Below are 11717 nucleotides of genomic sequence, written 5' to 3'. Positions count from 1 at the left end.
ACTAATTGCTTCTACAACCGGGTGAATGATGAATGATCATCTCTACAACTTGACAGCTTTGAACATCATGTCCAGCTATTAAGAGAAGTCGCTCTATTAGTTTTCCACTTTTGTTAGTCGATTCAGTTCTCATATCACTCTCAGAGACAATACACATGATATCTGATTAGGCACTCCCGATTTAACATGAGCTTCAACCACTCATGTTAAATCGCCATTTTTTTCGAGCATATGCTTGTACTGATAATATTTCACCGCAAATTGTGTCACTTGCCTTGTTGTATTGTAATTTACTCCAGCTCCTATTGCCATCGAAAGCAGTGGCACGCCTGATACCTTTTTCCTTGAAAACATCAAAATTAAACTAATTTTAAGCATTTGTTTTAAAGGCTCATCTAACCATGTTTGATCAATGATTCTTTCATGGATATCAAAGTAAAATGCTTCATCACTTTTTTGCAGATCATCCATTAAATCTTCCCATCCAAACATCTTCAATCGATCCGGCATTGTTGCTGTGTTATATACCTTGACTGTTTCTAACAGACCAGCAGGTGACTGGACATCGTAACCATACGACATGGCAATAACTTGAACTGCCCGTAAATTGATCACAATAGTCGAGAGAAAATCACTCCCAATTAATATTGGTTGTCCAGATCCTGCTGCCCCACCTTGTATTAATGAGTAAAGTCGATGTTTTGCCGCCTGTTGTTCAGCTAAAAATGTTAGCTGATCCACTGGAAGCTGTCTCATATCATCTAAAGTCGCAATTTCACTACTCATAGATCTCGCCGCATTCAAAATTCTAGTTCTTATTTCATTTTGAAATTGTGTTCCTCGTATCAATGAATTCACTTGAAAAAACCAATTATCCATTTTCTCGAAAAATTGTGCTTGTAATGTGAGGGGCAGGAGTGTGAATATTTGGTCCATCCATTTATCATATGCATTTTCAAAATCAGTAGCTTCATACTCAAAAAATGATTGACGCCAGTCCTGCAATTCCTCCCAAAGCTTTTCGTCTCTTTTTGTCAAGTTCATTGAAACCACTCCTTTAGGGCTATGAGTTATTCCTTTGAATAATATCTAACTTTACTGTATTTTAGCTAATCTAACAACATCCCTTGCAATCATTATTTCCTCATCAGTCGGAATTACGAGTACTTTTACTGGAGAATGTGGGTAGCTTAAGAACGTTTCTTTCCCACGAACCTTATTTAACTCAGGATCCCAATAAACACCCATAAACTCAAGACCATGTAATACTTTCGCACGGATAACATCACTGTTTTCTCCAATACCTGCTGTAAATATAATCGCGTCTACACCAGACATACGTGCTGCATAAGATCCAATATATTTATGAATTCTGTCTGCAAAAATATCTAACGCTAATTCTGCACGGTGATTTCCTGCTGTTGCTTCATTATGAATATCGCGCAAATCGCTTGAAAATCCGGAAACTCCGAGCATACCTGACTTTTTATTTAATACATCTAATACTTCATCAACCGTCTTCCCTGTCTTCTCCATTACATAAGGAATTAAAGCCGGGTCAATATTTCCTGATCTAGTCCCCATTGTAACACCCGCTAATGGAGTAAAGCCCATAGATGTATCGATTGACTCTCCGCCTTTAATTGCAGCAATACTTGCTCCATTTCCAAGATGGCATGAAATTAAACGCAATTGAGAAAGTGGTCGTTCTAATAGTACAGCTGCTCTCTCTGACACATATTTATGAGAAGTACCATGGAATCCATATTTACGAATACCATATGTTTCATAATAGTCATAAGGAAGACTATATAGAAAAGAACTTTCCGGCATCGTTTGGTGGAATGCAGTATCAAAAACAGCAATAGCCGGAACATTCGGAAGTGCCTTTATAAATTCTTTAATTCCTGTAACGTTTGCTGGGTTATGAAGAGGAGCAAGTTCTGATAAACCTTCTATTTGTTCCAACACCTCAGCTGTAATCACAGCTGAATCATTAAAAATTTCTCCCCCGTGAACGACACGGTGGCCGACACCTTCTATTTCAGATAATGAATCGATAACTCCAAGAGATGTCAGACGATCTAGAAGTATTTCTACTGCTTCTGCATGGTTTGCAATATCAGAAACTTCCTTATGGCGTTCTCCATTTACAAAAATGGTAAATACGGAATCAGGTAAACCAATTCGTTCAAACATTCCTTTTGTAATAACTTCTTCACTAGGCATATTAAAGAGCTGGAATTTTATAGAAGAGCTTCCAGCATTTACTGCAAATATTTTAGACAAAAATAATCACCCTTTATTCTTTATTTTCTTTAAACCATTTTTCCATTCCGGCCAACATTTTATTTAAAGCATCTTTATTAGATAATTTCGGGAGTGAAGCAAGTAAGACTTCTTTTGGAGCTTTTAATCCCGGCATTTTCTTTTGTAGAATCATTAAGCTTTTCGCAGCTTGTTCATCTTTAAATAAAGAAAGTGGCAACTGAATAATTCCTTGAATATGAACATTTTTTTGTAAATATTCATGTAGCTTCGGTGCTTCTTTGGACTCAAATAAACCATTAGGTATTAGAAAAAACAAATATCCACCGTGTACCGTGTGTTTAATACTCTGTTCCATGATTAGGTGATGAGCATATGCATGTCCATCTGTAGAATTCAATTCATAAGATTTCGCCTGTTCATCATTAGGATAGTAACCTACTGGCAAATCACAAATAACAGCATCAACCGGATCAATAAATAGCGGCTCAAGTGCATCTTGATAGAAAAACTCTACTCGCTGTTCTTGAAGGCTTGCTCCTACATATGCAAGCTTTAGCAATAGATCATCTACTTCAACACCGTATGCTTGGATATTTATATTATCATTGTGCCCATTAATAATTGTCGATAGTAAATTTCCTGTGCCAACAGCTGGATCCATCATTGTCAAATCAGTTCGTTTATTTAAAAACTTCCCTGTAAAGTAACTAATCATATGACCGATCGAGTCTGGAGTCATTTGATGGTTCGGTTGTACATGATGTTTCGTTCCTTTTAAAAGGGCTAGTTGATAAGCTTTGCGGATTTCTTCTGGAGAGAATGAAGCTAAAGTAACTTCTTCATATTTTTTTCGTAGACGTTTTTTCGTTAGATCATTTACATTATCCTGTAATATTTCTGCTTGAAAAAGATTTTCGCCTGTTGCAGCTAGTGCTTCTAAATATGTACATCCCAGTTCTTCCTGTAATACCTCTGCTGATTCATCAAATATTGTAAACAGTTTCTCTATTGGAGTAATGGTCACTTTCGAACCTCCTATCAATATCCATATATACATTTTATCTTTCTGCGCGCTTGCAAACAAGAAATAAGCGTCACTACAAAATAAGCTGTGTTAAAAATGTGAAGTCTTAAGATCCTTAAAGATTTCCGACATAAAAACAGCCCCGGACAACATCCAGGGCATATATTCAACTCTTTTATTTTGCTTGTTTAGCTGCCTCAAGTGCTTTATCATAATCCGGATGATTTGTTCCTTCAGCAACATATTCAGCATACACAACTTTATCATTACTATCAATCACAAAAACACTGCGAGCTAATAGTCGCAATTCTTTCATAATCACACCGTAAGCTTCCCCAAAAGAAAGATCGCGATGATCGGAGAATATTTTTGCATCATTAAAACCATTTTCTTGCGCCCAACGAGCTTGTGCAAAAGGTAAATCAGCAGAAATTGTGAGAACTGAAACATCTCCTAATTTCCCTATTTCATCATTAAAGCGTTTTGTTTGAGCTGCACACACTCCCGTATCTACAGATGGAACAACACTAATAAGTCGAACTGTACCTTTATTATCACTTAACTTCACTTCGGACAAATCGTTTGCCAACACTGTAAAATCCGGTGCGCTTTCTCCTACTTTTACTTCATTACCAACTAGTGTCATTGGGTTTCCTTTAAACGTAACTGATGCCATAAATCCATTCCTCCTTAATAGTAAGTATATATCTATCATTGTCGATAATTGCCAATCTTGCAAGGATAACGCATTATATAGAAAAGCGGAAGCGTCCGTTTAGCGACGTACAAACTGGAGGGATTCTGACGAGATAAAGGAAACACGGTGAGCCTGTAAAGGCGAGCCGATGTTGACTTATCGTAGGAAGCATCCTGAAGTTTGCTAGTCGCTGGACGCTGGAGCTAGACATCATAGAAAAGCGGAAACGCCTTGCTCACCGACGTAGAAACTGAGCCCGCATGATGCGGGTCCCTCGACGCGGCCACAGGACGTGGCGGTTTTAGTCGAGGAACCTAGTTTCTCTGGCGAAATATAGGAAATACTAGGAACCAAAGGTAATTTAGTATTTCCTAATTATGGGGATTGGCTTAATGTTTTCTAGTCTTAGGATGCCAGACCACTTTTAACTTTTTATCCACGTCCCATGATAGTTTATATGTCCTGACATTAAAAAACTCGCTGAAATTAGCGAGTCTTTGTCAAATTTCTAAATATCAAAATCTAAGCCTTTTTCATCTCTTGTAGATTGTTGATGCTTATTTTTTAATTGATTATTATTACTAATCATTTTTTGAACTTTTTCAACTGCTCCTGGTGCAAGATCAATTAATTTTTCAATCAAGTGTGTGTTTTGTTCCAAATGAAGCATATTAACGCCTTCTTTATTGACAACAAGAAATGCAATCGGTGTTATCGATACACCACCACCGCTTCCTCCTCCAAAAGGTAGTTCCCCACCTTGATCTTGCTGGTCGTTACTGCCTCCACCATTAAATTCACTTCCACCCATTGCAAATCCAAAACCTACCTTGGAGACAGTGAGGATAACTCCTCCATCCGGTGTCTCGACCGGATCTCCGACAATTGTATTAACATCAATCATTTCTTTTAAATTTTCCATTGCAGTTGTCATTAACCCTTTAATTGGATGTTCGCTCATCGCTGCTCCTCCTATTAGCCATTTCGTGTCGGATTAAATATGTTATATTTAACTTTTTCCATGTTCGATACAACTTCCAAGCTACTTTTATAGTATCCCCTGCCCTAACAGATATCATACAATCAAGTTCTGTTGTTAATGAATACTGGTTAAAATCCGTTATTACATTTATAGAATGGGACTTTTTCATTTTGAAATGGCTATCAATAAAAGCTAATGCAACCCCTTTAAAAGACCAAATAATGCCACTTGTTACCGCTGTCGAAGCTGCATTCCCCAATCCTACTTTGGTTCGCCAATTTAGCTTTCGAATTGTAATTTTTCTAAAAAACGAGAAAAGAACCTGAATAAACGGCTTTATATCCATGTAAAGTTCGATTAGCTTTTCCTTTAGACCCCCGAAGTCATTAAGTGAAATAGGAGTTTGTTTTTCCACTTCTAAATCATCCGATTCTACGTTTTGTATATTTGATAGTGGAAACTTTTTCTTCACTTTGATCAAGTTAAATAATGTTTTAATCTGAATATCTATTTCATTCTGTTTAGATCCGATACACAACCTTAGTTCCACTTTCACTTTCATCGTTATTAAAATGACGGAAATCACTATTAATATAATGACTATACTGGAAAGAACCATATTATCCCTCCAGCTATGCAGTATTTCCTTTCATCAAAAAAAATAAACCCGCTTTAAGGTAGCGAGTTCATTTTTTTCATTTTCTTAAGTTCCTCAGCAACTAGCAAACCGCTTATCTATCTAAAATAGATAAGCGAATAAGATTCATGACTATAACTAGCCACGCCCTGACGGCATTGAGGGACCCGCATCATGCGGGCCCAGTTTGTACGTCGCTAACCAGTCGCTTTTGCTTTTCTTCAAGTACGCTCATGTATGACTGCTGTATCAGCAAACATGTCATGCAGTGCTTGCTTTTTCGGTGTAAACGCAGCAATGGCATATAAAAATTTCAATGTGACAGAGATATAGCGTCCTATACCTTCCCTAAATACCACTGTCCCCCACGATAATTGAGATTTTTTTAGCGATATAACTTTTAATCCAAACACCATCTTTCCAAGTGTTTGATCTAATAATTTTGTCATAAGAATAAAGTACAAATAAAATACTAAACCCGAAATAATAGCATATGCCGAAAATACTCCTACCTTAGATAATGAAATGTCTAGCATGCGAAACACCGGTTTAATAAACATACCATTTATGCCAAAAATAACTGCACAGTCAAGTAAATACGCCCAAAATCTCATCCAGAACCCAGCATAATATGGAGTGATAGCAGGTGTTAATGGTAATTCAATATGAGGGCTATTAGTGGATAAGGCCTGATTAAAAGTCTCATCCTCTGTCTTATTGTTTTCCATAGAATAATCCTTTGTCATTATTTCACCTCCATTATTCGGAATATAAATACATTAATCTCGGGGCATTTGGATGAGATAGCAACTTCAGAATGCCTGTCATTTCCGCTTCTTTCCCCCCAATTTTTTGTGCAGCAAGACCAAATAACGAACCGAAACTTCCAGCCCCTGAAGAATATCGCACTACTTGTGCATCTTTTAGATCATAATCACTTTTCATTTGAGCAATTACATCTTCCCGATAACCAAAATCATCAATTAATCCTACTTCTTTTGCTTGACGACCATCATAAATCCTTCCGTCAGCTAATTCGCGAACTTTAGAATCAGTCATTCCACGTCCCTCTGCGATTATCCTAACAAATTCATTATAAGAATTATCTAGCATTGACTGTAAGATTGCTTTTTCCTCTTTCGTCATTTCACGATAAGAACTCATAATATCCTTGTAGGGACCACTTTTAATCGTCATAAAATCAACACCAAACTTTTCTGCAAGTTCGCCAAAATTAACCCCTTGCATTATAACTCCTAAAGAGCCCGTTAGCGTTTCTGGACTAGCAAAAATTTTATCAGCTGGCGCTGAAATATAATATCCACCTGATGCTGCCATCGCACCCATCGATACATAAACTGGCTTTTTCGTCTCTTCTCTTATTTCGACTATCTTCTTATGAATTTCAGCCGATTCATTAGTGCCGCCCCCTGGTGAATTTACATATAACATAATTCCTTTTACTGAGTTATCATTTTTAACATGATCGAGCTTTTCCATAAATTCTCTGTGCATATAACCACTTGAAAAGATAGAAGGCGTCTCACCGGTGTCTTGAATCACGCCATCCACCTCAAGAACAGCAATTTTTTTCGCAGCATTTCCAGTCTCTACTGTTTCCTCAACAAATGTTCCGCCAGAAACTAGATTATCCTCTAACACCTTTGAAAAGTCGGTAAAGAAAAAAGCGCTAGCTGAATTAACGATAATCGAAACAAATAAAACACCAGCAGCAATAGCAAGGGCTGCCCATCGTTTCCCGTTCATAAAATCTCCTCCATTTTCATACTTTCTTACTTATAGTTACGTGTCATCCTTTTAAAAAGTTTCAAACTCATGTTAATATTAAAGACACAATTATCATTGTAGCAAATATCTGAAACTTTTCCGAGGAGGGCTTTTCATGGAATCACGTAAAAACATTTTCTTTTTTCACAAAAACGAACCAACTAATATTGAAAAGATCACTGCTTTACATGAATTAGCTGAAAGACATGAATTTACAGTTGTGGAAGATCATCAATCCGCAAATATTATTGCTAGCATCGGTGGAGATGGAACTTTTTTACAAGCTGTGAGGAAAACTGGTTTTAGACAGGACTGTCTATATGCAGGCATTGCCACTTCTGGAACTAAAGGACTTTACTGCGATTTCCACATAAATAACATGCATGAAATGGTCGATGCAATGACAATGGAGCAAATTGAAGTTAGAAAATATCCAATTATCAAAGTCGATATTGATGAAGAAGGATCCTTTTATTGTCTAAATGAGTTTACCATTCGTTCGGGCATCATCAAAACACTAGTTCTCGATGTGTTCATTGATGGTCTTCACTTCGAAACATTTCGTGGCGATGGAATGGTCATTTCCACACCGACAGGAAGTACTGCTTATAATAAATCGATCAATGGAGCAATCGTAGACCCAATGCTTCCGTGTATGCAGGTAGGCGAAATGGCATCATTAAATAATAATCTTTATCGTACTCTTGGTTCACCTTTCATTTTAGGTGAAGAACGAAAACTTCTATTAAAAGTTGTTCAAGATGGGAATGACTATCCGACAATGGGGATGGACAATGAAGCATTAAGCATCCAGCATGTTGAAAAAGTTGAGATTCAATTAACTGACAAACGTATCAAAACGATCAAACTAAAAAATAACTCATTCTGGGAAAAAGTAAAACGAACCTTTTTATAAAACGATTAAAACGAGCATTTATTTAGATGCTCGTTTTAATTTATCCCATTTTTCCTAATTGCTTATTCTTTTTTCTACTTGGCCAATTCACTGTTGATAAAGTAAATAAAGCCAAAGCTGTCCAAATGAACGAAAAGGCAATTATTCGAACGGTACCGAAAGGTTCACCATATAAAAACACACCTAAAAAAAGCATCAAAGTTGGTGCAATATATTGCATAAACCCCATTAAATATAGCGGGATTTTTTGAACACCTTTTGCAAAATAAAGCAATGGCACTGCTGTTACTACTCCGGAAACCATTAGTAAACCATCAGTTACTAACGATCCAGAAAATAATGATCCAGTTCCATCGAACATTTGAATCATTAAATATATGAAAGCTACAGGCATAATGACAAGTGTTTCAAGTACTAGCCCAATTGAAGAGTCCACTTTAATCAACTTTTTCACAAGTCCATACACACCAAAAGATAATGCTAATCCAAAGGAAACCCAAGGAAATTGACCGTATGTGATCGTCATGATTAATACGCCGCCTAAAGCAAGAAAAAAGGAAGCCACTTGAATAGCCGATAATTTTTCTTTTAATACGATGACACCCAGTAAAACACTTACCAATGGATTAATATAGTAGCCTAGACTTGTTTCTACAAGCATATTCATATTTACAGCCCAAATAAATAAAAACCAATTAATACTTATTAATATTGAAGCTACACCGAGGGCAATAAATGTTTTTGGGTGACGTCTTATTTGTTTTAGGTTCGCAAATAAACTTGGAAGTTGCCTACCTATAATTAAAACGAGAAGCATGAACCAAAAAGACCAAAATATCCGATTTGCTAATATTTCTCCAGCTGATATATGATTCAATTGCTTCCAAAAAAGTGCCAATATCCCCCATAAGGAATATGCAACCCCTGCATATACTATCCCTTTACGCTCATCTTGTGTCATTACATATGTCCCCTATTATTTACTTAGAATCTCGAAATAAAATCTATTATAATGGTTTCCCAATTGTGATGCTATAGAAATTTTACAAAGGAGCTAACATCAGTATCTAAAAAAACGACCCTAAAATTTAGAAAGCAAATTTTAAGGACGTTCTTTTAAAATGGGAAAGTTGAGTGTGAAACACATTGTTTACACTTCTATCCAATTTCGACTCCATAGATCGTAGTGAAAGATACGAAAATTAATAGCCTTATTCGAACAGTTATAAAAGATTCCGGCTTGCTTTTTCGCTTAGAGTTTTTTCATCCCGCTATTCATTTCATTGAATAGACGAATGTTTTTCAGTGTTTCCTCGAAAGCAGCATATTATTGTTATTTATTTTGTTCGCGTTTCCTTAGCTCTACTCGCATTATTTTTCCAGATGTCGTTTTTGGTAATTCCTCGACAAATTCAATTTTCCGCGGGTATTTATACGGAGCTGTTGTCGTCTTCACATGGTTTTGCAATTCCAAAACGAGATCTGCTTTGTTTTGGTTAACGCCAGGTTTTAAAATAACAAATGCTTTTACGATATTTCCTCGCACTTCATCGGGGCTTGCGACAACTGCACACTCTTGCACGAATGGATGTTTTACGAGTGCGTCTTCTACTTCGAAAGGCCCGATTGTGTAGCCGGAACTCACGATAATATCGTCCCCTCTCCCTTCAAACCAATAATAGCCTTCCTCATCCTTTTTCGCTTTATCACCAGTAACATAATATTCGCCCCTAAATTGCATCGCTGTTCGCTCCGGTTCTTTATGATACTTTTGAAATAGCGCAGGTGTCTCGATATGAACAGCAATATCCCCTACTTCACCAATTTCACATGGCTCACCAAATTCATTAATAATTTCTACCCTATTACCAGGTGTTGGCTTACCCATTGACCCTGGTTTCAATTTCATACCTTTCGTAATCCCGAGTAGCAACGTATTTTCCGTTTGTCCATACCCATCACGAACATCAATATTAAAATATTTTCTAAACGTATCAATGACTTCTCTATTTAATGGTTCACCCGCTGATACTGTACTATGTAGATGACTGAGTTTGAAATCTGCTAAATTGTCTGCCTTTGCCATAATACGATATTCTGTCGGTGTACAGCATAAAACATTTACTTCGTACTTTTCTAGTAAAGTTAAATACTTTTGCGCATCAAATCTCCCATGATAGACAAAGCCTGTGGCACCCGTCCCTAACACGGAAAGGAATGGGCTCCAAATCCACTTTTGCCACCCAGGGCCTGCAGTAGCCCAAACGATATCATTTTCACTAATACTAAGCCAATTAGGTGCGGCAGTCCGTAAATGGGCATACCCCCACCCATGTGTATGCACGACAGCTTTGGGATTTCCCGTCGTTCCTGATGTATATGGCAAAAATGCAGTATCCGAGCTCTTTGTATCGGCCATTTCAAGCTCATTTGAAGCAGCTTGTGCAAGTTCCTCAAGAACTTCCCATCCTTCAACAGATGCGCCTACTGAGAACTTCATTAATCCCTTTGTATTTTCCAATTCTTGAAACTGATCAATATATGGAAAATAGCATACAATACCTTTTACATCTCCGTGCGTAATTCTATATTCAAGATCCTTTGCCTTTAGCATTTCTGAACTTGGTATAACAATAAGCCCTAATTTTAAAGCGGCAGTATACACCTCATACGCTTCAATCAAGCGCGGAACCATCACTAAAATCGTATCACCTTTTTTAAGTCCCTTTGCTTTAAAAACATTCCCAATTTTATTTGCATTTTCGAGTAAGTTTTTATATGTAATTTCTTTCGTTTCACCTTGTTCATTTTCCCACTTAATTGCCAGTTTTTGAGGGTTTTGAGCAAACTTATCCATCTCTTGGATGATATTATAATCTTCAGGTGCTATTAAATCTTCTCGTTTCATCTTCATCCTCCTCCGAGTTGATTACTCCATTATACAAAAGGATGCATGCTTTGAACATGATTAGGTTTCAGGAAAATAAGTAAGCGCCCACATTGCTATCCTTATGAGAAGAGGATTTCGGCTCTTTTCTAAATAAGAAAGAAGCGGGTTGGCACCCGCTTCCTATATCCATATATATTAAATTATTAATGTGCTTGTCCGCCTAATTGTTGTTCAGCCATTTGAACTAGACGTTTAGTGATCTCTCCACCGACAGAACCGTTCGCACGTGAAGTTGTTTCTCCACCCAATTGAACACCGAATTCAGTAGCGATTTCGTATTTCATTTGGTCAAGAGCTTGTTCAACTCCAGGTACAACAAGATTATTACTGTTTGGCATGTGTTTTCACCTCCTTGTACAAATAGAATGTGCGAAAACACATGCCTTCATGCAAATTAAATGTTGGTAATTCTTCCTTTTCTTGCTTCCTATGTTTGTATTAAATGACTTGCT

At 37.1% G+C, this 11717-nt stretch carries 12 protein-coding genes; 1 reads left to right on the top strand and 11 read right to left on the bottom strand.

Features of this window, described 5'->3' with window-relative positions:
• Positions 1 to 201: 201 nt before the first annotated feature.
• From BLE01S_RS02290 to sppA, 8 genes are all read right to left on the bottom strand, one after another.
• Positions 202 to 1044, bottom strand: coding sequence for an EcsC family protein (locus BLE01S_RS02290; protein WP_066136893.1), 843 nt, complete (start codon positions 1042 to 1044; stop codon positions 202 to 204).
• Positions 1045 to 1095: 51 nt separating this feature from the next.
• Positions 1096 to 2289, bottom strand: coding sequence for an acetate kinase (locus BLE01S_RS02285; protein WP_066136891.1), 1194 nt, complete (start codon positions 2287 to 2289; stop codon positions 1096 to 1098).
• Between the two features lie 13 nt (positions 2290 to 2302).
• Positions 2303 to 3295 (bottom strand): class I SAM-dependent methyltransferase, encoded by a 993-nt coding sequence (locus BLE01S_RS02280; RefSeq protein ID WP_066136889.1) that lies wholly within the window; start codon positions 3293 to 3295, stop codon positions 2303 to 2305.
• A 175-nt stretch (positions 3296 to 3470) separates the two neighbouring features.
• Positions 3471 to 3971: a thiol peroxidase gene (tpx, locus tag BLE01S_RS02275; protein ID WP_066136887.1), complete on the bottom strand. Its 501-nt coding sequence runs from the start codon at positions 3969 to 3971 to the stop codon at positions 3471 to 3473.
• 529 nt (positions 3972 to 4500) lie between these two features.
• Positions 4501 to 4953, bottom strand: a complete 453-nt coding sequence (ytfJ, locus tag BLE01S_RS02270) for a GerW family sporulation protein (protein ID WP_066136885.1) — start codon at positions 4951 to 4953, stop codon at positions 4501 to 4503.
• Positions 4934 to 5593 (bottom strand): DUF2953 domain-containing protein, encoded by a 660-nt coding sequence (locus BLE01S_RS02265; protein WP_066136883.1) that lies wholly within the window; start codon positions 5591 to 5593, stop codon positions 4934 to 4936. The genes ytfJ and BLE01S_RS02265 overlap by 20 nt, the downstream gene beginning before the upstream one ends.
• 239 nt (positions 5594 to 5832) lie before the next feature.
• Positions 5833 to 6357 carry an RDD family protein gene (locus tag BLE01S_RS02260; RefSeq protein WP_066136881.1) on the bottom strand — a complete coding sequence of 175 codons (525 nt, stop codon included), beginning with the start codon at positions 6355 to 6357 and terminating at the stop codon, positions 5833 to 5835.
• Positions 6358 to 6370: 13 nt separating this feature from the next.
• Positions 6371 to 7378, bottom strand: a complete 1008-nt coding sequence (gene sppA / locus BLE01S_RS02255; protein ID WP_066136879.1) for a signal peptide peptidase SppA — start codon at positions 7376 to 7378, stop codon at positions 6371 to 6373.
• A gap of 136 nt (positions 7379 to 7514) precedes the next feature.
• On the opposite strand from sppA, the gene BLE01S_RS02250 reads away from it, so the two are divergent.
• Positions 7515 to 8315 carry an NAD kinase gene (locus BLE01S_RS02250; protein WP_066136876.1) on the top strand — a complete coding sequence of 267 codons (801 nt, stop codon included), beginning with the start codon at positions 7515 to 7517 and terminating at the stop codon, positions 8313 to 8315.
• A 40-nt stretch (positions 8316 to 8355) separates the two neighbouring features.
• Here BLE01S_RS02250 and rarD read toward each other — a convergent pair whose 3' ends face one another.
• From rarD to BLE01S_RS02235, 3 genes are all read right to left on the bottom strand, one after another.
• Positions 8356 to 9276 (bottom strand): EamA family transporter RarD, encoded by a 921-nt coding sequence (gene rarD, locus BLE01S_RS02245; RefSeq protein WP_066136874.1) that lies wholly within the window; start codon positions 9274 to 9276, stop codon positions 8356 to 8358.
• A gap of 372 nt (positions 9277 to 9648) precedes the next feature.
• The gene (gene mbcS, locus BLE01S_RS02240; protein ID WP_066136872.1) at positions 9649 to 11223 is read right to left on the bottom strand and encodes an acyl-CoA synthetase MbcS; all 1575 of its coding nucleotides are present in this window, start codon (positions 11221 to 11223) and stop codon (positions 9649 to 9651) included.
• A gap of 185 nt (positions 11224 to 11408) precedes the next feature.
• Positions 11409 to 11603 carry an alpha/beta-type small acid-soluble spore protein gene (locus tag BLE01S_RS02235; RefSeq protein WP_066136870.1) on the bottom strand — a complete coding sequence of 65 codons (195 nt, stop codon included), beginning with the start codon at positions 11601 to 11603 and terminating at the stop codon, positions 11409 to 11411.
• Between the last annotated feature and the right edge of the window lie 114 nt (positions 11604 to 11717).

The organism is Lederbergia lenta NBRC 16444, from assembly GCF_001591545.1.
In the GTDB taxonomy this organism is placed as follows: Bacteria; Bacillota; Bacilli; order Bacillales; family Bacillaceae_C; genus Lederbergia; species Lederbergia lenta.
Note: the sequence above shows the minus strand (reverse complement) of the source record. Positions and strands in the feature narration are given on the sequence as shown.

Bases quoted from the DNA above. Each gene is read 5' to 3' on its own strand.
- BLE01S_RS02290 (WP_066136893.1), bottom strand. From the start codon at position 1,044: ATGAACTTGACAAAAAGAGACGAAAAGCTTTGGGAGGAATTGCAGGAC.
- tpx (WP_066136887.1), bottom strand. From the start codon at position 3,971: ATGGCATCAGTTACGTTTAAAGGAAACCCAATGACACTAGTTGGTAAT.
- ytfJ (WP_066136885.1), bottom strand. From the start codon at position 4,953: ATGAGCGAACATCCAATTAAAGGGTTAATGACAACTGCAATGGAAAAT.
- BLE01S_RS02265 (WP_066136883.1), bottom strand. From the start codon at position 5,593: ATGGTTCTTTCCAGTATAGTCATTATATTAATAGTGATTTCCGTCATT.
- BLE01S_RS02260 (WP_066136881.1), bottom strand. From the start codon at position 6,357: ATGACAAAGGATTATTCTATGGAAAACAATAAGACAGAGGATGAGACT.
- sppA (WP_066136879.1), bottom strand. From the start codon at position 7,378: ATGAACGGGAAACGATGGGCAGCCCTTGCTATTGCTGCTGGTGTTTTA.
- BLE01S_RS02250 (WP_066136876.1), top strand. From the start codon at position 7,515: ATGGAATCACGTAAAAACATTTTCTTTTTTCACAAAAACGAACCAACT.
- rarD (WP_066136874.1), bottom strand. From the start codon at position 9,276: ATGACACAAGATGAGCGTAAAGGGATAGTATATGCAGGGGTTGCATAT.
- mbcS (WP_066136872.1), bottom strand. From the start codon at position 11,223: ATGAAACGAGAAGATTTAATAGCACCTGAAGATTATAATATCATCCAA.
- BLE01S_RS02235 (WP_066136870.1), bottom strand. From the start codon at position 11,603: ATGCCAAACAGTAATAATCTTGTTGTACCTGGAGTTGAACAAGCTCTT.